Source organism: Allobosea massiliensis (genome assembly GCF_042655245.1).
In the GTDB taxonomy this organism is placed as follows: domain Bacteria; phylum Pseudomonadota; class Alphaproteobacteria; order Rhizobiales; family Beijerinckiaceae; genus Allobosea; species Allobosea massiliensis.
Genome location: NZ_JBHSLU010000004.1, coordinates 71,673 through 92,739, shown reverse-complemented (window position 1 = coordinate 92,739; position 21,067 = coordinate 71,673). Strand labels below are relative to the sequence as shown.

Genomic DNA, 21,067 nt, shown 5'->3' with positions numbered 1-21,067 from the left:
GTTCTTCCAAAACTCGACTGACGTTTTAGAGGATTGGATCGTGGCGAACGCGACCGATACGAAACCGACCGAAACCACCCGCCGCGATTTCCTGATGCTGGCCACCGGCGCGGCCGGTGCCGTCGGCCTCGGCGCCGTCGTCGTTCCGCTGGTCAGCCAGCTCGCGCCGGACGCGCAGACGGTCGCCGCCGGTGCGCCGATCGATCTCGATCTCGCCCCGATCGCGGAAGGCCAGGCGATCAAGCTGTTCTGGCGCGGCAAGCTCATCTTCGTGCGTCACCGCACCAAGAAGGAAATCGACGAGGCCCGCGCGGTCAATGTCGCCACGCTGCCCGATCCGCAGCCCGACCAGGCCCGCGTCAAGCAGGGCCACGAGCAGTTCCTCGTCGTCTACGGCAACTGCACCCATCTCGGTTGCGTGCCGCTGGGCAACGCGCCCGGCGATCCGAAGGGCGATTTCGACGGCTGGTTCTGCCCCTGCCACGGCTCGCACTACGATTCGTCGGGCCGCATCCGCAAGGGCCCGGCGCCGCTCAACCTGCCGATCCCGCCCTACGCGTTCAGCGCCGACACCAAGATCCGGATCGGCTGAGCGTTCCGCTCGCCCCGATCCCGCCTGTACGAGACAGCCCCGAGGCAATCCGCATGAGTGGTCATAGCTCCTACGTCCCGAAGACAGGTTTCGAGCGCTGGCTCGATGCGCGCCTGCCGATCATCCGCCTCGCGCATGATTCGGCGGTATCCTATCCGGTGCCGCGCAACCTGAACTATTTCTGGACCTTCGGCGGCATCCTGGTGTTCATGCTGGTGGCCCAGATCGTCACCGGCGTGATCCTGGTGATGCACTACACGCCCCATGCGACGATGGCGTTCAACTCCGTTGAGCACATCATGCGCGACGTGAACTACGGCTGGCTGCTGCGCTATCTGCATTCCAACGGCGCCTCGATGTTCTTCCTGGCGGTCTACATCCACATCTTCCGCGGTCTCTATTACGGCTCCTACAAGGCCCCGCGCGAGGTGCTCTGGATCCTGGGCGTCGTCATCCTGCTGCTGATGATGGCCACCGCCTTTATGGGCTACGTGCTGCCCTGGGGCCAGATGTCCTTCTGGGGCGCCACCGTCATCACCAACCTGTTCTCGGCGCTGCCGGTCATCGGCGAGACGATCGTGACCTTCCTGTGGGGTGGCTACTCGGTCGACAATCCGACGCTGAACCGCTTCTTCTCGCTGCACTACCTGCTGCCGTTCATGATCTTCGGCGTGGTCATCCTCCACGTCTGGGCGCTGCACCATGTCGGCCAGAACAACCCGACCGGCGTCGAGGTGAAGAACGTCGCCAAGGACACCGTGCCGTTCACGCCCTATGCGACGGTCAAGGACCTGTTCGCGATGGTGTGCTTCATCTTCGTGTTCTCCTATTTCGTGTTCTACACCCCGAACTTCCTCGGCCATGCCGATAACTACATCCCGGCCAACCCGGCCGTGACGCCTGCGCATATCGTCCCGGAGTGGTATTTCCTGCCCTTCTACGCGATCCTGCGCGCCGTTCCCGACAAGCTCGGCGGTGTCATCGCCATGGGTGCGGCCATCGTCGTTCTGGCCTTCCTGCCCTGGATCGACAGCTCCAAGGTCAAGTCGATGAGCTATCGCCCGATCGCCCGCCAGCTCTTCTGGGCCTTCGTCGTGGTCTGCATCGGCCTTGGCTGGCTCGGCGCCATGCCGGCGGAAGGCGGCTATGTCATCGCCTCGCAGATCTTCACGGTGCTTTATTTCGGCTACTTCGTGGCGCTGTTCGTCGTCGGCCTGTTCGAACGGCCGAAGGCGCTGCCGAATTCGATCGCCGATTCCGTGCTCGGCTCGCTCCAGGGCGGATCGGGTGCTCGCATGGGCAGCGCCGTCGCCGCCGAACCCAACGCCAAGGGCTGAGACGAATCATGAGCAAGATGTTGGTTCGTTCGGCCGCTGTCGGTCTCCTGCTCGCAGCGCTGCCGCTCACCGCCCAGGCCGCTGGCGAGCGTGTCGAGCCGCCGGCGCTGAGCTGGTCGTTCTCCGGGCCCTTCGGCAAGTTCGACCGCGCGCAGCTGCAGCGCGGCTACAAGATCTACAAGGAGGTCTGCGCGAACTGCCACAGCGCCTCGCTGCTGAAGTTCCGCAACCTGTCGCAGCCGGGCGGGCCGGAGTTCACGCCCGGCCAGGTCACGGCCCTGGCCGCCACCTACCAGATCAAGGACGGCCCCAACGAGGCCGGCGAGATGTTCGAGCGGCCCGGCCGCCCGGCCGACGCCTTCCCGTCGCCCTTCCCGAACGAGCAGGCGGCGCGCTCGGCCAATGGCGGCGCCTACCCGCCCGACATGTCGGTTCTGGCCAAGGCGCGGACCTATGAGCGTGGTTTCCCGCGCTTCGTCTTCGACATCTTCACCCAGTATCAGGAGCAGGGGCCGGACTACATCGCGGCGCTGCTGACGGGCTACAAGGATCCGCCGCCGGAGGGTGTCACCCTGCAGCCGGGCCAGTACTACAACACCTATATGCCCGGTCACCTGATCGCGATGCCGAACGTGCTGAACGATGGCCAGGTCGAGTTCCCGAAGGGGCCGGACGGTCAGCCGCAGGTCCCGGAGACGGCCAAGCAGTACGCCAAGGACGTCACGGCGTTCCTGATGTGGGCCGCGGAGCCGCATCTCGAGGCGCGCAAGCGTCTCGGCCTGCAGGTCATGCTGTTCCTGCTGATCTTCGGCGGGCTGCTCTACTACACGAAGAAGAAGATCTGGTCGCGCATGCCCGACGGCACGCCCGCCCACTGATCCAATCCGCTTCCGCAGAAGGCCCCGGCGACGGGGCCTTTTTCGTTGGTGCCGCCGCTTGAAGCGGCGGCGGCCGCGCGGCACAGTCCCGCTCGGCAGCAGGGATATCGAGATGAGCGAAGCGGTTCTGGGAATCATCGGCGGGTCGGGCATCTACGACCTGCCGGGGTTGAGCGATCTGCGCGAGGAGCGGATCGAGAGCCCCTGGGGCGAGCCGTCCGACGTGCTCCGCATCGGCCGGATGGGGCGAACCCGGATCGTGTTCTTGCCCCGCCATGGCCGCGGCCATGCGATCCCGCCGTCGGAGATCAACTACCGCGCCAATATCGACGTGATGAAACGGGCCGGGGTGACCGATCTCGTCTCGCTGTCGGCCTGCGGCTCTTACAAGGCCGAGCTCTATCCGGGGCTGTTCGTGCTGGTCGACCAGTTCGTCGATCGCACCAGCGGCAGGGCTTCCTCCTTTTTCGGGCGCGGCTGCGTCGCCCATGTCTCCGTCGCGCATCCCGTGGGGCCGGCGCTGCAGGGGCTGATCGCGGAGGCCGCGACGGCCGCGGGGCTGCCCTTCGTGCGCGGCGGCACGCTGGTGACGATGGAAGGGCCGCAATTCTCGACCTATGCGGAATCGATGACCTACAAGACGCTGGGCTACGACCTGATCGGCATGACGGCGATGCCGGAGGCCAAGCTCGCCCGCGAAGCCGAGATCACCTACGCCACGGTCGCGATGGTGACCGACTATGACTGCTGGCACGAGGAGCACGGGCCGGTCGATGTCGCCGCCGTGGTCAAGGTGCTGCATGACAACGCCGACAAGGCGAAGCGCCTGGTGGCGCGGCTGGCGGCGGACTTCCCCGCGGAGCGGGTGCCCTGTCCCGCCGGCTCGCACAACGCGCTCGACAATGCCCTTATCACTGCGCCCACGATGCGCGACCCCGCTCTGCTCGCCAAGCTCGACGCCGTGGCGGGGCGTGTCCTGAAAGCGGCCTGACGATCATGAAACTCGCCGACAGTATCCGCGCCATCCCGGATTATCCCAAGCCCGGTATCGTCTTTCGCGACATCACCACGCTGCTGGGGGATGCGCGCGCCTTTCGCCGCGCGGTCGACGAGCTGGTGCAGCCTTTCGCCGGGCTGAAGATCGCCAAGATCGCCGGCATCGAGGCGCGCGGCTTCATCCTGGGCGGGGCCGTCGCCCATCAGCTCTCGGCCGGTTTCGTGCCCGTGCGGAAGAAGGGCAAGCTGCCGCATGAGACGGTCAGCGTCACCTATGAGCTCGAATACGGCACCGACGAGATCGAGGTCCATAAGGATGCCGTCTCGCCCGGCGAGCGCGTCCTGCTGGTCGACGATCTGATCGCGACCGGGGGCACCGCGGAGGCTGCGGTGAACCTGCTCTCGCGTCTGGGGGCGGAAGTGGTCGCCGCCTGCTTCATCGTCGACCTGCCCGATCTCGGCGGCGCCGATCGCGTCCGCCGGCTCGGCGTGCCGGTTCGCACGCTCGTCGCTTTTGGTGGGCATTGACGCCCGCATGAGAATCAACGGCCAGCATTACCGCACGATCTGGCTCGCGCCGGATGGCTGGCGCGTCTGCGTCATCGACCAGACGCGTTTGCCCTTCCGCTTCGAGACGGTGACCCTGTCCTCTGCCGAGGCTGCGGCGGAAGCGATCCGGTCGATGATCGTGCGCGGCGCCCCACTGATCGGTGCGACAGCGGCGTATGGTGTGGCGCTGGCGATGCGGGCCGATCCGTCCGACACCGCGCTGGACGAGGCTCTGACCCTGCTCGGCGCAACGCGGCCGACGGCGGTCAATCTGCGCTGGGCGCTCGGCCGAATGGGCCGCGTCCTGAAGCCGCTCGACCCGGGCCGGCGTGCCGAGATGGCCTATTCCGAGGCGGCGCTGATCTGCGACGAGGACGTGGCCCTGTGCCGGTCGATCGGCGAGCATGGGCTGGGCGTGATCCGCTCGATCGCGGCGGAAAAGGCCGAAGGGGCCACCGTCAACATCCTGACCCATTGCAATGCCGGCTGGCTTGCTACCGTCGACTGGGGCACCGCGCTGGCGCCGATCTATCTCGCCCATGATGCCGGAATTCCCGTCCATGTCTGGGTCGACGAGACGCGGCCCCGCAACCAGGGCGCGGCGCTGACGGCTTATGAACTCGGCGCGCATGGCGTGCCGCATACGGTGATCGCCGACAATGCCGGCGGCCATCTGATGCAGCATGGCGAGGTGGACATGGTCATCGTCGGCACCGACCGGACGACCGCGACCGGCGACGTCGCCAACAAGATCGGCACCTATCTCAAGGCGCTGGCCGCGCATGACAACGGCGTGCCCTTCTATGTCGCGCTGCCCTCGCCAACGATCGACTGGAGCCTGTCGGACGGGCTGCGCGAGATCCCGATCGAGGAGCGGTCGGCGCGGGAGGTGACGCATCTCTCCGGGCTGGCGGAGGATGGCGAGGTGCGCTCGATCCGCGTGGTCGCGCCGGGCAGCAACGCCGCCAACCCGGCCTTCGACGTCACCCCCGCCCGGCTCGTGACCGGGCTGATCACCGAGCGCGGCGTCTGCGAGGCGAGCGCGGCAGGGCTGGCCGGGCTTTTTCCCGAGCGGGCGGGCCGGCCGCAAGCGTGAGCAGGACAGGATCATGACGAGAGACGAACTCGGCGCCGGCATCGTCGCCGTCGCACAGGCGATCGATGTTGCGGGCTTCTGCCCGTCGAAATCGGGCAATGTCTCGGCGCGGACGGAGGCTGGCTTCCTGATCACGCCGTCGGGCCTGCCCTATGCGCAGACGACGCCAGCGGATCTGATCGAACTCTCGCTCGACGGCGCCGTGCTCTCGGGCGCGCGCAAGCCGTCCTCGGAATGGCCCTTCCATGCCGCGATCTACCGCGCCCGGCCCGAGGCGCAGGCGATCGTGCACACGCATTCGCCGCGGGCCACGGCGCTGTCCTGCACGCGCCGGGGCATTCCCGCCTTCCACTACATGATCGCGCTCTGCGGCGGTGCCGACATCCGCTGCGCCGACTATGCGACCTTCGGCACGCCGGAGCTGGCGGAGAACGCGGTGCGGGCTCTGGAGGGGCGCAAGGCGGTGCTGCTCGCCAATCACGGCGTCATCGCGCTCGGCGCCTCGCTCGCGGGAGCGCACCAGATCGTGGCGGAGGTCGAGAATCTCGCGGGCCAGTATCTCGACATCCTCGCCGCAGGGCTCGATCCAGTCATTCTCGACGAGGCCGAGATGGCGCGGGTCAGCGCGAAGTTCGCGGGCTACGGCAAGGTCGGCTGAAGGCGAGGGTCACCCGCACTCGGGCATCTTACGGCTTGTTAAGGCCCGTGCCGCATGAAAGGGCATGATCCTATCGCCGTATCTGCATGCCTCCCTGGATATGCTCGGCATTGCTGCCTGCGAGTACGACGCGCGGCTGGAGGCCGTCGGCTGGAACAACACGTTCCTGCAATTCTTCCCGGAGGATGACGGCGAGATCTATGTCGGCGAGCCCTATGCGGACAATCTCGTTCGGTTCTATCGCTGCCGCCTCTCGCCGGAGGAGATGCCCGACGTCGAGCGCTACATCGCGGAGGGCGTCGCGCGCCACGAGAATCAGACGCAGCCCTTCGAGTTCATTCACAATGGCCGCCGGCTGCGCGCCTCGTCCCTTCGCGCTCCCGAGGGCGGGCGGGTCAGGTTGTGGCAACGGCTGGATGCCGAGCATCGCACCGAGGCCGTTCCCGAGCTCGTGCTGCCCGTGTTCGAGGCGCTTCCCTTCATTCCCGACGGGGCGACCATTCTCGATGCGGCAGACCGCATCGTCGCCGCCAACGATGCCTTCAGGCAGCTCTATGGCCTGCCCGCGGACCGGCCCGTGGTCGGATGCACGCTCGACGACATCATCGCCTGGTGCTGGCGTGGCGATTCACCGGCGGGGGCCTGGCGAGCCGCCATTCGCAATGGCCTGCGCTATGACGGCGCGCCCTTCGAGATCGAGCTGCCCGGCCAGCGCTGGCTGAGGGTGATCGCCCGTCATGGCACCGGCGGCATCGGCTTTTTCACTCACGCCGATATCACCGCCGCCAAGCGCCAGCACATCGAGCTCGTCGAGGCGAAGGCGGCTCTGCAGCGGGCCAACGACGAGCTGGCGAAGCTCGCAGGCACCGACGCGCTGACAGGCCTCGCCAACCGGCGCGCCTTCATGGCGTTCCTCGCTGCGGAGGCGCGGATCGCCAGACCGCTGTCGCTGCTGGCGATCGATGTCGATCACTTCAAGGCGATCAACGACCGCTTCGGCCATCTCGTCGGCGACGCCTGTCTCAAGATGATCGGGTCGATCGTGGCCAAGCAGGCGAGCGGCCCCCGGCGGCTGGTTTCCCGCATCGGCGGCGAGGAATTCGGCGTGGTTCTCGGCGGAGCTTCGTTGGCGGAGGCTCACCGGACGGGACTCGCAATTCGTGCGGCGCTGGCTCACGCGCCCTGGCGAAGCCTCCACCCCGCCCTGGACCGTGCGACGATCTCGATCGGGCTCTGCACCGCCAAGGGGCCGGTCGACGAGGACATGCTCTATGGCTGCGCCGACGAGCAGCTTTACGCGGCCAAGCGCAACGGTCGCGACCGGATCGAGTCGCGACCCTTGGCAGGCACACGCCGCACGGCTTGACTGGACAGCCGGCGGCCTTGGCGCCGCCGAACGGCTTCGGCCTCCGTCAGCCCTTCACCCACTCCGCATACCAGCGCTTGAAGAGTGCGAGCTGGGTGCGGGCGTAGTGCTTCTGGCCGTCGGTCAGGCTGTCCGAGGCGTTGAAGTGCAACTCGTATTCCGGGTTGCCCTCCAGCACCATCAGGTACTTGTAGAACAGCACGAGGTCCGGCCCCTCGTCGAAGCTCGAGAGCACGGCGAGCGCGCCGTCCAGTTCGAGCGCCCTGGCCCGCGCCGTGACATCGCCCTTCGCCGCTTGCTCGCAGAGCGAGACGAGGCGCAGCACCGGCTCCGGCAGCACGTTGCCGATGCCGGTGATCGCGCCGCTGGCGCCGCAGTTGACGAAGCCGTGGAAGACCTGCGTGTCGACGCCGACCATCAGCGTGATGTCCTCCGACTGGCCGGTGATGTTCTCGGCCGCGTAGGTCAGGCTCTTGGCGCCGCCGAACTCCTTGAAGCCGATCAGGTTGGGGTAGCTCTCGCGCAGCTTGAAGAAAAGATCGGCACGGGTCTCGAAGCCGTAATAGGGGCTGTTGTAGATCACCGCCGGCAGGCCGCCGGCAGCCTCAAGGATCGCGCCGAAATGCGCGGCCTGGGCCGAGGCGGAGGGGCCGCGCGAGAGCACGCGCGGGATCACCATCAGACCCTTGGCGCCGACGCGCTTGCCATGGGCGGCGAAGGCGGCGGCGCGCTGGGTGTTCTGGGCACCGGTGCCGACGATGACTGGCACGCCGGCCTCACACAGGCGGGCGACACCCTCCATGCGCTGCTCGTCGGTCAGGAGCGGCCAGTCGCCCATCGAGCCGCAATAGACCACCGCCGACATGCCGGCGGCGACCAACTCCTGGCCCTTGCGGACGAGGGCGTCGAAATCCGGGGTGCGATCCGCTTTGCAGGGCGTCATGAGGGCCGGGATCGTGCCGGAGAAGATGTTCGAAGCCATCTGCTTCTTCCTTCGCTTGTTCTTGTTGGGTGTCGGGTGGCGGATCGGTTCAGGCTTCGCAGGCGAAGGGGTCGTCGACGGTGTGGGCGGGCTGCGTGAACCAGCGCGCGCCGTCCTCGGTCATGTAGGCGATGTCCTCGAGGCGCACGCCGAACTCGCCGTAGATGCACATCATCGGCTCGATCGAGAAGCACATGCCGGGCTGCAGCGGCGTCTTGTTGCCCTTCACCATGTAGGCCTCCTCATGGATGTCGAGGCCGAGCCCATGGCCGGTGCGGTGCGGCAGGCCGGGGACCTTGTAGCCGGGGCCGTAACCCGCCGCCTCGATCACGCCGCGGGCGGCGACATCGACGTTCTCGCAGGGAGCGCCGGGCTGTGCGGCGGCGAAGCCGGCGAGCTGCGCCTTCTTTTCGAGGTTCCAGATCTCGCGCTGGCGCTGCGTCGGTTCGCCGAAGACATAGGTCCGGGTGATGTCGGAGCAATAGCCGCCGACTTTGGTTCCCATGTCGATGAGCACCATGTCGCCGTCCTGCAGCGTCTGCTCATGGGGCACGCCATGCGGATAGGCCGTCGCCTCGCCGAACTGGGCGGCGCCGAAGGAGGCGGTCATCCCGAGCTTGCGGTGGGCCTGGCCGAGGAACTCCTTGACCTGCGCGGTCGTCACACCGACCTGCAGGGCGCGGGCGGCGGCGCGGTGGACCTCCATGGTGATGTCCATGGCGCGCTGGATCAGGGCGATCTCGGCGGCCGATTTGAGCTGGCGGCAGGTTGCGGTGATCGCGCTTCCCTGCGTGAAGGTGAAGCGGTTGCCCGCCTTGCGCAGCCCGTCGACGATGAAGAACGGGGTCTGCGGGTCGAGCGCGACCTGGCCGCTCTCATAGCCCATGCTGCGGATGGTCTCGACCACCAGTTCGGTCGGGTCCTCATGCTCTTCCCAGCAGCGGACATCGTTACCGAACTTCATGTATTCGCGCGTCTTCGGCTCCTCGAAGGCGGGGCTGAGATAGGCGATCTCACCTTCGACCGGGATCACCGCGCCATGCAGCCGCTCGCTCGGGCCGAGCTGGATGCCGGTGAAATAGGCGAGGCTGGTCGAGGTATCGAGATAGAGCGCCTGGAGACCCTGCTCGCGCATCAGTGTCTGCGCCTTGGCGATGCGCTGCTTGAACTCGGCGACGGCAATCGGCTCGATGCCGTCCGCCATCGGTTTCAATTTGGCGAGCTCCGCCTCGAAGCTCGATCCGCCCACTCCAATCGTCATCGTCCGTCGTCCTCGTTCATCCGTCTCGAGCGCTGGCAGGGTGTGCTCAGGCCGCGGGAGCCTGAGCTGGGGTGGGGTCTGCCGGCTCCAGCAGATGCAGCAGATCCTCGCGGACGGCCATGACGTGCTGATGCGTCAGCCGCGCGGCCCCCTCCGCATCGCCCGCGCGACAGAGATCGAGCAGCGCGGCGTGCTCGCGCTTGGCGCGGGCGGTGGCGCCCTCCGACATGGAGAGCTGGACGCGGGTGTAGCGGTCGGTGTTGGCGAGAAGGACACGCACCAGTTCGAGCGTCTGGCCGCGGCCGGAAGCGCGGTAGAGGGAGAGATGATATTCTCGGTTGAGCTCGCCATAGGCCTCGAGGTCGCCCCGGCCGATGGCCGCCGCGTAATCGGCCAGGATCGTCTCGGCACGTTCGAAATCGGTGGCGGTCAGCCGGGGCACAGCGCGTCGGATCAGGTCCGGCTCCAGCATGGAGCGCAAATCGAAGAGCTCGGCGATGTCGGCGGCGGAGAGTTCCGTGACGACGGCGCCGCGATGGGGATGCAGCGTGACCAGCCCCTCCGCCGCGAGCTGATGAAAGGCTTCACGCAAGGGGATGCGGCTGATGCCGAATTCACGCGCCAAAGCGTCCTGGCGCAGTGCTTCGCCTGCGGCGACGGCTCCGGAGAGGATGCGGCGGCGCAACTCGGCCACCGTGGCGCCCGTGACGGTCTGGCGCAGCAGCGGTCTTTGCGAGCGGAGGGATTGGGGCGCGACCACGTGGCTATCCGGCTTGCTCGGGCCTGCCTGAAGACCCGGCGGCAGGAGGCCTCCAAACCGTCCGCTTGTCAATTGGATAAAATGTTCAATATCCAGTTCGATGAGGCGGCGGTCGCCAACGGGCGTTGGCTTACGACCCTGTCGTCAGCGGTTGGAGCTCCTTTTTGCGGAGGAAGGCACCGGCGCGGTCGGCGTTGTCCGGAGATGGTCGTGCCGTCTCCGGACAACGATCAATCCGTCGGCGGCTGTCTCAGCCGTCCTGCCAGCGCTGCTGGAGCGCCGTCGCCGACATCAGGTCGAAGGAGAGGTCGGAGATCTGCCAGTAGCGCGTGCTGTCCTGCTGGAAGGCCCAGAGGTGGTCGTAGATCTTCTTGAAGGCCGGGTTGGCGGCCGACATCTCGGCGTAGAGATCCTTGGTGTGCTTGTAGCTCGCCTTCAGGATGTCGTTGGGCAGCGGGCGCAGCTGCGCGCCGCCGGCGATCAGCCGCTTCAGGGCGGGCGGGTTGAGCGCGTCGTATTTCGCCTGCATGTCGTGGCCGGCTGCCATCGCGCAGGTCTTGAGCACCTTCTGATAGGTCGGAGGCAGGTTGTTCCACTTCTCCAGATTGATGAAGAAGCTTAGCTCTGCACAGCCGTCCCAGAAGCCGGGATAGTAGTAATAGGGCGCGACGCGGGCGAAGCCGAGCTTCTCGTCGTCGTAAGGACCGACGAACTCGACAGCGTCGAGCACGCCGCGTTCCAGCGCCGGATAGATGTCGCCAGCGCCGAGCTGCTGCGGCACCACGCCCATCTTCTGCAGGACGTTGCCGCCCAGACCGCCGATGCGCATCTTCAGGCCCTGGAGATCGGCCGCCGACTTGATCTCCTTGCGGAACCAGCCGCCCATCTGCGCGCCTGTGTTGCCGGCCGGCAGATTGTAGATGTTGAACTTGGCGTAGAACTCGTTGAGCAGCTCGAGCCCGCCGGCATGGAACAGCCAGGCCTGCATCTGGCGGCTGTTCGGGCCCCAGGGAATGACCGTGCCGAAGGCGAAGGCGGTGTCCTTGCCGATGTAGAAATAGGAGCCGGAGTGGCCCATCTCGACGGTGCCGTTGGTCACGGCGTCGGCGACCTGGAGAGCGGGCACGATCTCGCCGGCCGCGAAGACCTGTATCTTGAACTTGCCGTCGGTGACGCCGGCGACCGCCTCCGACAGATGGGTGCAGGCGCCGTAGAGCGTCTCGAGCGACTTCGGATAGCTCGACGCCAGGCGCCAGGTCACGGTCGGCGTGCTCTGGGCAATCGCCGGCGACGCGATTCCGGCCGCGGCGCCGAGGCCGGCGCCCTTCAAGAACAATCTGCGCTTCATGGGATGTCGTTTCCTGCCGGTGGTTTCTTATGGCGCCGTCTGCGGCGTGACGGCAGCTTGGCATGGCGCGAGCGCGGGCGACAACGAGCGCCGGCGCATGACGGCCCGGCGCTCCGGGACCCGTGGTTCAGAGGCCTGCGCTCTCCTCCATGAGCTTGACCATGACCGTCAACAGGCGGTTGGCGGGCGTCGAGATGCCAAGCCGCTCGCCGGTCCGCACCACATAGCCGTTGAGATGGTCGATCTCGGAACGCTTGCCGCGGGCGAGATCCTGCGCCGTCGAGGAAGATTGCGCCGGCATGGCCGGGGCGAGCGCCAGGACGGTGTCCATGATCTCGGGGCCGATGGCGATGCCGGCGGCCTGCGCGACCGCGCGGCATTCGGCGACGATGTCGGCCATGCTGTCGCGCACGCCCTCGACCGCGATCATCCGGCCATAAGGCAGTTGCGGAATGGCGGAGAGGGCGTTGTAGGCGCAGTTGACGGCGAGCTTGGTCCAGAGCGCGCCGATGACGTTCTCCGAGACCTCGGTGGGGATGCCGGCCTGTCCGAAGCTTGCGGCGATCGCGATGCTGGTCGCGCCGGGCCCGATGATCAGTTCGCCGCGCCCGTGATGACGGACATGGCCGGGGCCGGGCATCTCGACCGCGACATAGACCGCGGCCGGGATCACCGGGCGGCCGATCACATCCTGCAGGCGCTGCGCATTGTCGACGCCGTTCTGGAGGCTGAGGATCGTGGCATTGGCTGCGAGGTGGGGCGCGATGGCGCGGCCGGCCTCTTCGGTGTCGCCGGACTTCACGCAGAAAAGCACAATGTCGGCTTCGGCGACGCCCGAGGGCTCGGTCGTGGCCTTGACGGGCAGCGTCTCCGTCGTCCCCCGTGCCTCGAAGGCGAGGCCGTGCCGCTCGATCGCCTCGACATGCTGGGGCCGGGCGATCAGCGTCACGCCATGGCCGGCGCGCGCCAGCATGGCCCCGTAATAGCAGCCGACGCCGCCGGCTCCCATGATCGCGATGGTCATCGATTGGCTCCCTGTCTTGGCCAGAGATGGTCGCTGCCGAGCTCGGTCGGATCGGCGCAGCCGAGATGGATCAGCGTGTTGAGGAGTTCCGCCCGCAGGATCTCGATGATCGTCTTTGGGCCTTCAGACAGCCCGAGCGCTGCGACCGCAAACAGGAATGGCCGCCCGAGCAGGACGAAATCAGCACCCGAAGCCAGACTGCGGGCGATGTCGTCGCCGTTGCGCACGCCGCTGTCGAGAATCAGGGCAAGCCGGTCGCCGCAGGCCTCGCGGATGCGCGGCAGCACCTCGATCGAGGACGGGGCGGAATCGAGCTGGCGCCCGCCATGGTTGGAGACGACGATGCCATCGGCGCCGAGGCGCTCGGCCGTCAGCGCATCCTGCGGGTTGAGGATGCCCTTGATGACGAGATGATGCGGCCAGGCCTTGCGGATCGCTTCGATGCGCGCCCAGTCGAGCGCCGGGCAGGAGAGCTGTCGCGAGACGAACTCGGCATGGGCGAGGCCGCTCATCGACCCCTTGTCCGCGACGAAGTTCGCCATGCCGGGGCGCTCGCCGCGCGCGGCGCGCCAGAGCCAGCCGGGATGGCGCGCGACGTCCAGAATGGTGGCGAGCGAGGGTTTGAGGGGGATGGCGAGCCCGTTGGTCAGGTCGCGCACGCGCCGCGCCGGTACGGGAATGTCGATGGTGACGACGAGCGTCGTCACGCCGGCCGCGAGTGCCCGCCGCATCAGCCCGGCCGCGATGGTCTCGTCCGCGCCGGGATAGAGCTGAAACCAGAGATTGTCTTGGGCGATGCCGGCGATGGTCTCGATCGAGGTCGTGGCGGCGGTGGAGAGAACATAGGGGATGTTCTGCGCCCTGGCCGCGGCGGCCAGCGCGCGGTCGGTGCCGGGGCAGACGAGATCGGCGAAGCCCATCGGTGCGACGCCGAAGGGCGCGCCATAACGGCGGCCGAAGAGGGTGACCTCGGTATGGGCGGCGGCGCAGTCGCGCAGGGCCTGCGGCATCAGCGCGATCTCGCTGAAGCGCGCCCGGTTGCGTGTCACCGCCTGTTCGGCGCCGGCGCCGCCTTCGATGAAGTCATAGACCGCGCGGGGCAGGCGCTTGCGGGCGCGCGCCGCCATCTGGGCTGTGCTGAAGATGCGGGCTGCCGCCACGATGCGCTCCTCCCGGAGATGTGTCTGGCGGGCGGCTCTGCGGCCACCTCGCGCACCCTCCCTACAGGCTGTGCCGGGTCCGCAGAAGCGTCACGGCCGCGCGGGGCCTCGACGGCGAAAGCAGGGCGGCGGCTTCAGACCGGCTTGCGCTCGACGAAGACGCAGCCGTCGAAGCTGAAGACCTCTTCGCCGTTTTGGTTCACGCCCGTATTGCGGTGGAAGAAGAGGCCCCATTGCGGGCGCGAAGCGCTGGCGCGCTTGTCGGTGACCTCGGAATGGTAGCTGATGCGGTCTCCGGCGAAGACCGGCCGTGTCCAGCGCAGGTTCTTGAAGCCGGGCGAGGGCCCTAACCGCGGCGCGGGGCAGGGCCCGAAGGCGGCGAGTTGGCGGCGGCGATGGGTGACCATCGTGGCCATCCAGACGGAGGCCGTATGCCAGCCCGAGGCGGCGAGCCGGCCGAAGGATGATGCAGCCGCCGCCGCCTCGTCCATATGGAAGGGCTGCGGATCGAAGGCGCGCGCGAAGGCGATGATCTCGTCGGCCGTGAAGACGGTGCTGCCCAGCTCGAATCGGTCGCCGATCGCGATGTCTTCGAAGAAGCGCGCGGCCGGCGTCGGCTCGGCCGGCGGCTCGATCGGGGAGGGCGAGGCGGGCGGGACATAGAGAGGCGGGTGGCTCAGCCAGTCGCCCGCCGGCTGCAGGGGGGCGACGCCGCGGCGGCCGAACATGATCCAGTTGGCCTGCTCCAGCACCGGCTCGTCGCGCTGATTCAGCAGTTCGAGCTTGAAGCGGACGAGGCCCATCGCCGGACGCGAGCGCGACGGCTTGATCTCGGTGACGGTGCGGCGGCCATGCAGCACGTCGCCCGGCTGGACCGGGCGCAGCCACTTCACCTCCTCGATGCCGGGCGCGCCCATGCCAGAGGAGTTGAGCAGGAAGCTCTGCGCCATCAGCCGCATCAGCAGCGAGCAGCTGTGCCAGCCCGAGGCGATCAGCGTGCCGACGAAGCTCGCCTTCGCCTTCTCGGGATCGATGTGGAAGTCCTGCGCGTCGAAGCGCGAGGCGAAGGCGACGATATCCCGTTCCGAGACGGCGAGGCTGCCGGTCGGCACCGTCTCGCCGACGATGAAATCCTCGAAATACAGCACCGCCGCCGCCGGCTCAGTTGGCGAAGCGGAAATGCAGCACGTCGCCATCGGCGACGACGTATTCCTTGCCTTCGAGCCGGAACTTGCCGGCCTCGCGCGCGCCGCTCTCGCCCTTGTGGGCGATGTAGTCGTCATAGGCGATCGTCTCGGCGCGGATATAGCCCTTCTCGAAGTCGCTGTGGATCACGCCGGCGGCGGCGGGGCCCTTGGTGCCCTTCTCGATCGTCCAGGCGCGCGCCTCCTTCGGCCCGACCGTGAAATAGGTCACGAGGTGGAGGAGCGCGTAGCCGGCGCGGATGACGCGGTTGAGGCCCGGCTCCTCCAGGCCGACGGCCTGGAGATAGTCCTTCTGGTCGTCAGCCGGCAGCACCGCGATCTCGCTCTCGATCTTGGCGGAGACGACGACGGCGACCGCGTTTTCCTCGGCGGCGCGGGCCTTCACGGCCTCGGAAAAGGCATTGCCCTTGTCGGCGCTCGCCTCCTCGACATTGCAGACATAGAGCACGGGCTTGGAAGAGAGCAGGCCGAGCATCTCGAAGGCCTTGCGCTCCTCGGCGGCGACCTGGACGAGGCGGGCGGGCTTGCCGTCGCGCAGCAGCACGAGGCAGCGGTTCATCAACTCGGCGAGTTCCTTGGCGTCCTTGTCGCCGGTCTTGGCCTTCTTCTCCAGCGGCAGGACGCGCTTCTCGAGGCTTTCGAGATCGGCCAGCATCAACTCGGTCTCGATGATCTCGATGTCGTTGATCGGCGCGACCTTGCCCTCGACATGGGTGATGTCGCCATCCTCGAAGCAGCGCACGACATGGGCGATGGCGTCGCATTCGCGGATGTTGGCGAGGAACTGGTTGCCGAGGCCTTCGCCCTTCGAAGCGCCCCGGACGAGGCCGGCGATGTCGACGAAGGTCAGCCGCGTCGGGATGATCTCCTTGGAGCCCGCGATGGCGGCGAGCTTCTCCAGCCGGGGATCAGGCACCGCGACGTCGCCGACATTGGGCTCGATCGTGCAGAACGGGTAGTTCGCCGCCTGGGCGGCCGCCGTCTGCGTCAGCGCGTTGAAGAGGGTCGACTTGCCGACATTCGGCAGGCCGACGATACCGCATTTGAAACCCATGGTGGTCTTTCAGTCTCGGAGCATGAAGTCGCCGGGGAGGGCGATGAACGGATTGACGATGGTGATGCCGTTTACGACGTGACCGTGCCGCATGTCTTCACTGAGAAAGTGGGAACACCCCAAATTCTGCGCAGCGGCCAGTAGCACGCAATCGAACCATTGATAGTCTGCTTCCTCGCGGATCTGCCAGGCGTCCGTCAGCGTCTCGTAATCGATCGGCGTGTCGCCCCAGATCCTCAGGCCTTCGGCGTCGGCTCTCACGGTTTCCACAGCGAGATGCGGAAGCTTACGAAGCGCGACGTGACAGAATTCGTTGATGACCTGCAGGTTGATCACCGGCGGCGTCGCCTCGATCAGCGCGTTCAGCCAGATTTTCGCGCGCTCCTGCTTCTGCTTCGCGCCCGGATCCCGGCTGTAGATCAGCACGTTCGTGTCGAGAAAGAAGGAGCTCGTCATACAACTCGGTCCGGGAGGGGAGTTTGCCGTTTTCGTCCGACAGCGGCAGAGGCGGCCCGGCGAGGAACCTGTCCAGCGCTTCGCGCTGGCTGATCGTTCGGCCCACGCGCCGTTCGAGGAGTTCGGACACGAATTTGGACATGCTCTTGCCTTCCCGCGCCGCCGCCACGCGCAGGCGCGACAGCGTCTCGTCAGGAAGTGTCACCGTCAAATTCTTCATCTCATACCGACCTCGCTGCGGGGTTCAACATCGTGTTTCCGTGTTTTCGTGTCAACGATCCGCGCTGGGGTCGGTCACGCGAACGTGCGTGGCAAGCGTCATGGCTAGAGCGCACGACTTGCGCGGCGATGTCTCCCCAGCAACGGAAACCGGCCCATGCGCGTTTTCACCACCGCCTGCCTCATCCTCGGCCTGACCGTCGCCGCCGCCGCCCAGTCGCCGACGACGCGCATTCGCGGCGAGGTCGAGAGCGCCGATGGCAATACGCTGATGATCAAGACCGTCGACGGCGCCGCGGCGAAGGTCGCGCTGGCGCCCGGCTATTCGGTCGGCGGCGTGGTCAAGGCGACGACGGCCGACATCAAGAAGGGCGGCTTCGTCGGTGTCGGTGCGCGGCCGCAGCCGGACGGTTCGCTGCTGGCGGTGCAGGTCTTCATCTTTCCCGAGGCGATGCGCGGCACGGGCGAGGGACACCGACCCTGGGGCGTGCTGCCGGATTCGACCATGACGAACGCGACCGTCGCTGACACCGTCTCGCGCGTGGATGGCGCCGGCATCGTGCTGAGCTATCCGGGCGGCGAGCAGAGGGTGACCATCCCGGCCGATGCCAATATCATCATGGCCGCGCCGGCCGACGTCTCGGAGCTGAAGACCGGCGCGCAGGTAGCGATGACGGCGACCAGGCAGGCCGATGGCAGCTTCAGCGCCAGCCGCGTGACTCTCGCCAAGCCCGGCGCGCAATTGCCCTACTGAGCGGCTTCAGTCGCCGGACTTTTCGCCGAGGCGCTTCACCGCGCCGTGGCCGCGCGCCTCCATGAAGAGGTGCACCTTGTTCTGAAAGCCGGCGTCGTCGTGCTTCGCCAGCAGCTCGGCATTGTCGGCGCAGGCCGTGCAGAGATCCTCGACCCAGGGGCCTTCCGCCTTGCCGAAATCGTTCAGCACATAGGCGTGCACGAGTTCCTTCAGGCCTGGATGGCCGATGCCCATGCGGACCCGGCGGTACTCGTTGCCGATGACGGCCGTGGTCGAGCGCAGGCCGTTATGGCCGGCATTGCCGCCGCCGAGCTTCACCCGCAGCTTGGCGGGGGCGAGGTCGAGTTCGTCATGGAAGACGATGATGTCGGCCGGTGCGACCTTGAAGAAGCGTGCGGCCTCGCCAATCGCCCGGCCGGATTCGTTCATATAGGTCTGCGGCTTGAGCAGGACGATTTTCTCGGTCCCGATCGTCGCCTCGCAGGCCTCGGCCTGGAAGCGGCCGCGCCAGGGCGAGGCACGATGCGTGCGCGCGATGGCGTCCAGTGCCATGAAGCCGATATTGTGCCGGTTGCGGGCATAGCGCGCGCCGGGATTTCCGAGCCCTGCGAAGATCAGCATGACGATCGTCGTCCCTCACGGCAAAACGGCCGGGAAATCCCGGCCGTCCGCTTGGTTCTTCGTGGTGCGGCCGAAAGCCTGATCAGGCTTTCTTGATCAGGCTTTCTTGGCCTCGGCGGCCGGAGCTTCGGCCTCAGCAGCCTCGTCGGCCTCCTCGACCATCGGCGGAACGATGGTGACGATGGTGGCGTCCGAGCCGACCGTGAGCTTGGCGCCCTTCGGCAGCTTGATGACGCTGGCCTCGAGGGCATCGCCGATCTCGAGACCGGCCACCGAGACCTCGAAGGCCTCCGGGATGTGCTCCGGCTCGACCGTGATCTCGAGCGAATGCTCGACGATCTGCACGAGGCCGCCGTTCTTCACGCCCGGGCTGGCATCCTGGCCGACGACATGGATCGGAACCTCGACCGTCACCGTCTGCCCTGCGGCGACGCGCAGGAAGTCGACATGGATCGGGAAGTCCTTGACCGGGTCGAGCTGGTAGTCGCGCGGGATCACGCGCTGCTTCTTGCCGTTAACGCTGATCTCGAACAGCGTGGTCAGGAAGTGGCCGCCATAGATCAGGAGGCGGGTCTTGTTTGCGTCGAGCGCGATGGCTTCGGGAGCGGCGCCACCACCATAGATGACGGCGGGTGTCTGGCCTTGACGACGAACTGCACGGGCGGCCCCCTTGCCGACCTGTGCGCGCGCCGAAGCCTCGATTTGCTTCACGGCGGTCATGGTTTTGAATCCTTGCTTGAAAAGACAAGGCCGCCAGCAGGCGGCCTCCTTGCGGTTCGCGCCCGTGCCTCCAAGGGTGTCAGTCGGGCGCTGGCAGGCTCATAGGCGAAAAGCGCCGTGATCTCAAGCCCGTTCGGCGCAGGCCGGACGCTCAGGCGGCGGAGGCGGTGATGCCGCGCAAGGGGCGGGCGGCGCGCTCCGTCTTCGGGCCGAAGCGCTGCAGCAGTTCGCCGACGATGCCGGCGGGCAGGGCCTGAGCGTAGAGGAAGCCCTGGCCGAGGCGACAGCCGACGGATTGAAGCCATTCCGCTTGGGCCTGGGTCTCGATGCCCTCGGTGATGACCCTCATGCCGAGCCTCTTGGCGATGCCGATCATCGCCTCGACGATGACGCTGCTCTTGGTGCCGTTCTGGGCGGCGGCGACGAAGGAGCGGTCGATCTTGATGATGTCGACGGGAAAGTCGAGGAGGTGGGTCAGAGACGCGAAGCCTGTGCCGAAATCGTCGAGCGCGACACAGATCCCGCGCTCGCGCAGTGCCGCGATCGTTCGGGCGACGCCGTCCTTGCTTCGGCCCATGAAGACCTGCTCGGTGATCTCCACAACAAGATGATGCGGTGCCACGCCGGCGCGGTCCATGACCCGGACGATACGCTGGACCAGGTCGCCCTTCTGGAAGTCGGCCGTGGTCACGTTCATGCCGACATGCTGGAAGGAGATGCCGGCGCGCTGCCAGCCGGCCATGTCCGTCGCCACGGCCTGCAGCATCTGAGAGGTAACGCGGAGCGCGACCTTCGGATCGGTCATCGCGTCCTGGAACTCGCCTGCGGAGGCGATGCGGCCATCCGGGCGCAGCATCCGCGCCAAGGCCTCGAGCCCGACGATCTCGTCGGTGTCGAGGCGCAGCACCGGCTGGTAATAGGGGATGATCCGACCTTCGGTCAGGGCGAGATCGACATCGCGCTTGATCTGGAGGCGGCGCGTCATCGAGGTTCGCAACCCGTCCTTGAAACGGACATAGCCGCCGCGCCGCGTTTCCTTGGCGTGATAGAGCGCGAAGTCGGCATTCTGGCGAAGCGTTACGCTGTCCTCGCCGTCCTCGCCACCGAGCGCGGCGCCGATCGTGACGCTGGGCAGGATGCCATGGCCGTCATGATCGAGCGGGGCGGCCATCGCAGCGAGGATGGCGCAGGCCGTGGCCCGCATCTGCGCTGCGGTGGTTCCTCGTGGCAGGATCACCGCAAATTCGTCGCCGCCGATGCGATAGGCCACGGCCTCGCCGGTCACGGACTGGATCCGTCTTCCGACCGTGACGATGAGCGCGTCGCCCGCCGCATGACCCATCGTGTCGTTGGTGATCTTCAGATGGTCGATGTCGATCAGCATCAGCCCGAAATCGGGTGCCGCGGCCGCAGTCAGCCGATCGATCGCGTCGTTGAAACTGGCGCGGTTGGGCAGCCCCGTCAGCGTGTCGAAATAGGCGAGGCGATGGTTCCGGGAGCGGACCTCCTCATGCTCGATCGCGATCGCGCAGAGATGGACGCAGGTGGCGACGATGCGGTGCTCGACCTCGTCCGGACCGCGCGGCTCGTCATAGTAGAAGGCGAAGCTGCCGATCACGCGGCCGTCCCGCGCCGTGATCGGGCTCGACCAGCAGGCGCGCAGGCCGAGCGGCAGGACGAGCGACTCGAAGCCCTGCCAGAGCGGATCGGTCGCAATATCGGTCACGCAGACCGGTGCGCCGCGGAAGATGGCAGTGCCGCAGGAGCCGACACGGGGGCCGATCGGGATACCGGTCACGGCATGAGCGTAGCTTGCAGGGAGCGACGGGGCCGCGAGCGCGACCAGCCGCTGCTGCTCGTCCAGCGTGATCACCGAGCAGATGACGCCGCGCGCGATCGCCTCGGCGCGACGGCACAGATTCTCCATCACCGCGACGAGCGGCTCGCCGCGGGCGATCGTCTCCAGAATGTCGTTCTGCAGGGCTTGCAGGCGGCCGGCAGATCCGTCTTCGCGCATTGCGTGCCTCATCA

At 67.2% G+C, this 21,067-nt stretch carries 21 protein-coding genes and 1 pseudogene; 9 read left to right on the top strand and 13 right to left on the bottom strand.

Annotation, left to right across the window (positions count from 1 at the left end; genetic code table 11):
* The first annotated feature begins 40 nt into the window (after positions 1-40).
* From petA to ACFPN9_RS01450, 8 genes are all read left to right on the top strand, one after another.
* On the top strand, positions 41-592 hold the full coding sequence (petA, locus tag ACFPN9_RS01485) for a ubiquinol-cytochrome c reductase iron-sulfur subunit (protein WP_280939911.1): 552 nt from the start codon (positions 41-43) through the stop codon (positions 590-592).
* Between the two features lie 53 nt (positions 593-645).
* On the top strand, positions 646-1,929 hold the full coding sequence (locus ACFPN9_RS01480; protein WP_066724589.1) for a cytochrome b: 1,284 nt from the start codon (positions 646-648) through the stop codon (positions 1,927-1,929).
* An 8-nt stretch (positions 1,930-1,937) separates the two neighbouring features.
* Positions 1,938-2,807, top strand: a complete 870-nt coding sequence (locus ACFPN9_RS01475) for a cytochrome c1 (RefSeq protein WP_066724592.1) — start codon at positions 1,938-1,940, stop codon at positions 2,805-2,807.
* 112 nt (positions 2,808-2,919) lie between these two features.
* Positions 2,920-3,798, top strand: a complete 879-nt coding sequence (locus ACFPN9_RS01470) for an S-methyl-5'-thioadenosine phosphorylase (protein WP_066724594.1) — start codon at positions 2,920-2,922, stop codon at positions 3,796-3,798.
* A gap of 5 nt (positions 3,799-3,803) precedes the next feature.
* Positions 3,804-4,331 carry an adenine phosphoribosyltransferase gene (locus ACFPN9_RS01465; protein WP_066724597.1) on the top strand — a complete coding sequence of 176 codons (528 nt, stop codon included), beginning with the start codon at positions 3,804-3,806 and terminating at the stop codon, positions 4,329-4,331.
* Between the two features lie 7 nt (positions 4,332-4,338).
* Positions 4,339-5,448, top strand: a complete 1,110-nt coding sequence (mtnA, locus tag ACFPN9_RS01460) for an S-methyl-5-thioribose-1-phosphate isomerase (RefSeq protein ID WP_066724600.1) — start codon at positions 4,339-4,341, stop codon at positions 5,446-5,448.
* Between the two features lie 13 nt (positions 5,449-5,461).
* Positions 5,462-6,106, top strand: coding sequence for a class II aldolase/adducin family protein (locus ACFPN9_RS01455; protein WP_066724602.1), 645 nt, complete (start codon positions 5,462-5,464; stop codon positions 6,104-6,106).
* A 64-nt stretch (positions 6,107-6,170) separates the two neighbouring features.
* On the top strand, positions 6,171-7,472 hold the full coding sequence (locus ACFPN9_RS01450) for a sensor domain-containing diguanylate cyclase (protein ID WP_066724605.1): 1,302 nt from the start codon (positions 6,171-6,173) through the stop codon (positions 7,470-7,472).
* Positions 7,473-7,518: 46 nt separating this feature from the next.
* Here ACFPN9_RS01450 and ACFPN9_RS01445 read toward each other — a convergent pair whose 3' ends face one another.
* The 10 genes and pseudogenes from ACFPN9_RS01445 to ACFPN9_RS01400 all read right to left on the bottom strand — a co-directional run.
* Positions 7,519-8,454: a dihydrodipicolinate synthase family protein gene (locus tag ACFPN9_RS01445; RefSeq protein ID WP_066724609.1), complete on the bottom strand. Its 936-nt coding sequence runs from the start codon at positions 8,452-8,454 to the stop codon at positions 7,519-7,521.
* Positions 8,455-8,503: 49 nt separating this feature from the next.
* Positions 8,504-9,715, bottom strand: a complete 1,212-nt coding sequence (locus ACFPN9_RS01440) for a M24 family metallopeptidase (RefSeq protein ID WP_066724612.1) — start codon at positions 9,713-9,715, stop codon at positions 8,504-8,506.
* Between the two features lie 46 nt (positions 9,716-9,761).
* Positions 9,762-10,475 carry a GntR family transcriptional regulator gene (locus tag ACFPN9_RS01435; RefSeq protein WP_082734975.1) on the bottom strand — a complete coding sequence of 238 codons (714 nt, stop codon included), beginning with the start codon at positions 10,473-10,475 and terminating at the stop codon, positions 9,762-9,764.
* 250 nt (positions 10,476-10,725) lie between these two features.
* The gene (locus ACFPN9_RS01430) at positions 10,726-11,823 is read right to left on the bottom strand and encodes a TRAP transporter substrate-binding protein (RefSeq protein ID WP_066724615.1); all 1,098 of its coding nucleotides are present in this window, start codon (positions 11,821-11,823) and stop codon (positions 10,726-10,728) included.
* Between the two features lie 127 nt (positions 11,824-11,950).
* Positions 11,951-12,847 carry a ketopantoate reductase family protein gene (locus ACFPN9_RS01425; protein ID WP_066724617.1) on the bottom strand — a complete coding sequence of 299 codons (897 nt, stop codon included), beginning with the start codon at positions 12,845-12,847 and terminating at the stop codon, positions 11,951-11,953.
* Positions 12,844-14,007: an alpha-hydroxy acid oxidase gene (locus tag ACFPN9_RS01420; RefSeq protein ID WP_066724619.1), complete on the bottom strand. Its 1,164-nt coding sequence runs from the start codon at positions 14,005-14,007 to the stop codon at positions 12,844-12,846. The genes ACFPN9_RS01425 and ACFPN9_RS01420 overlap by 4 nt, the downstream gene beginning before the upstream one ends.
* A gap of 134 nt (positions 14,008-14,141) precedes the next feature.
* Positions 14,142-15,155 (bottom strand): MaoC family dehydratase, encoded by a 1,014-nt coding sequence (locus ACFPN9_RS01415; protein ID WP_245282418.1) that lies wholly within the window; start codon positions 15,153-15,155, stop codon positions 14,142-14,144.
* 13 nt (positions 15,156-15,168) lie between these two features.
* A complete protein-coding gene (gene ychF, locus ACFPN9_RS01410) occupies positions 15,169-16,266 on the bottom strand; it encodes a redox-regulated ATPase YchF (RefSeq protein ID WP_066724623.1) in 1,098 nt (365 codons plus the stop codon).
* A gap of 9 nt (positions 16,267-16,275) precedes the next feature.
* A complete protein-coding gene (locus tag ACFPN9_RS01405) occupies positions 16,276-16,722 on the bottom strand; it encodes a PIN domain-containing protein (protein ID WP_066724626.1) in 447 nt (148 codons plus the stop codon).
* 109 nt (positions 16,723-16,831) lie between these two features.
* Positions 16,832-16,942 (bottom strand): annotated as a pseudogene (locus ACFPN9_RS01400) (FitA-like ribbon-helix-helix domain-containing protein); the annotation flags it as partial.
* 156 nt (positions 16,943-17,098) lie between these two features.
* Between ACFPN9_RS01400 and ACFPN9_RS01395 the strand changes: the two are divergent.
* On the top strand, positions 17,099-17,695 hold the full coding sequence (locus tag ACFPN9_RS01395; RefSeq protein ID WP_066724629.1) for a single stranded DNA-binding domain-containing protein: 597 nt from the start codon (positions 17,099-17,101) through the stop codon (positions 17,693-17,695).
* A gap of 6 nt (positions 17,696-17,701) precedes the next feature.
* Here the strand turns inward: ACFPN9_RS01395 and pth are convergent, their stop codons facing one another.
* From pth to ACFPN9_RS01380, 3 genes are all read right to left on the bottom strand, one after another.
* Positions 17,702-18,316, bottom strand: coding sequence for an aminoacyl-tRNA hydrolase (gene pth, locus ACFPN9_RS01390; RefSeq protein ID WP_066724631.1), 615 nt, complete (start codon positions 18,314-18,316; stop codon positions 17,702-17,704).
* Between the two features lie 96 nt (positions 18,317-18,412).
* On the bottom strand, positions 18,413-19,036 hold the full coding sequence (locus ACFPN9_RS01385) for a 50S ribosomal protein L25/general stress protein Ctc (protein ID WP_066724634.1): 624 nt from the start codon (positions 19,034-19,036) through the stop codon (positions 18,413-18,415).
* Between the two features lie 151 nt (positions 19,037-19,187).
* Positions 19,188-21,053 carry a putative bifunctional diguanylate cyclase/phosphodiesterase gene (locus ACFPN9_RS01380; RefSeq protein ID WP_066724637.1) on the bottom strand — a complete coding sequence of 622 codons (1,866 nt, stop codon included), beginning with the start codon at positions 21,051-21,053 and terminating at the stop codon, positions 19,188-19,190.
* Between the last annotated feature and the right edge of the window lie 14 nt (positions 21,054-21,067).

Coding starts and splice junctions, on each gene's coding strand:
- ACFPN9_RS01395 (WP_066724629.1), top strand. CDS start 17,099: ATGCGCGTTTTCACCACCGCCTGCCTCATCCTCGGCCTGACCGTCGCC.
- ACFPN9_RS01380 (WP_066724637.1), bottom strand. CDS start 21,053: ATGCGCGAAGACGGATCTGCCGGCCGCCTGCAAGCCCTGCAGAACGAC.
- ACFPN9_RS01470 (WP_066724594.1), top strand. CDS start 2,920: ATGAGCGAAGCGGTTCTGGGAATCATCGGCGGGTCGGGCATCTACGAC.
- ychF (WP_066724623.1), bottom strand. CDS start 16,266: ATGGGTTTCAAATGCGGTATCGTCGGCCTGCCGAATGTCGGCAAGTCG.
- pth (WP_066724631.1), bottom strand. CDS start 18,316: ATGCTGATCTTCGCAGGGCTCGGAAATCCCGGCGCGCGCTATGCCCGC.
- ACFPN9_RS01475 (WP_066724592.1), top strand. CDS start 1,938: ATGAGCAAGATGTTGGTTCGTTCGGCCGCTGTCGGTCTCCTGCTCGCA.
- ACFPN9_RS01455 (WP_066724602.1), top strand. CDS start 5,462: ATGACGAGAGACGAACTCGGCGCCGGCATCGTCGCCGTCGCACAGGCG.
- ACFPN9_RS01480 (WP_066724589.1), top strand. CDS start 646: ATGAGTGGTCATAGCTCCTACGTCCCGAAGACAGGTTTCGAGCGCTGG.
- mtnA (WP_066724600.1), top strand. CDS start 4,339: ATGAGAATCAACGGCCAGCATTACCGCACGATCTGGCTCGCGCCGGAT.
- ACFPN9_RS01430 (WP_066724615.1), bottom strand. CDS start 11,823: ATGAAGCGCAGATTGTTCTTGAAGGGCGCCGGCCTCGGCGCCGCGGCC.
- ACFPN9_RS01450 (WP_066724605.1), top strand. CDS start 6,171: ATGATCCTATCGCCGTATCTGCATGCCTCCCTGGATATGCTCGGCATT.
- ACFPN9_RS01445 (WP_066724609.1), bottom strand. CDS start 8,454: ATGGCTTCGAACATCTTCTCCGGCACGATCCCGGCCCTCATGACGCCC.
- ACFPN9_RS01440 (WP_066724612.1), bottom strand. CDS start 9,715: ATGACGATTGGAGTGGGCGGATCGAGCTTCGAGGCGGAGCTCGCCAAA.
- ACFPN9_RS01465 (WP_066724597.1), top strand. CDS start 3,804: ATGAAACTCGCCGACAGTATCCGCGCCATCCCGGATTATCCCAAGCCC.
- ACFPN9_RS01405 (WP_066724626.1), bottom strand. CDS start 16,722: ATGACGAGCTCCTTCTTTCTCGACACGAACGTGCTGATCTACAGCCGG.
- ACFPN9_RS01385 (WP_066724634.1), bottom strand. CDS start 19,036: ATGACCGCCGTGAAGCAAATCGAGGCTTCGGCGCGCGCACAGGTCGGC.
- ACFPN9_RS01425 (WP_066724617.1), bottom strand. CDS start 12,847: ATGACCATCGCGATCATGGGAGCCGGCGGCGTCGGCTGCTATTACGGG.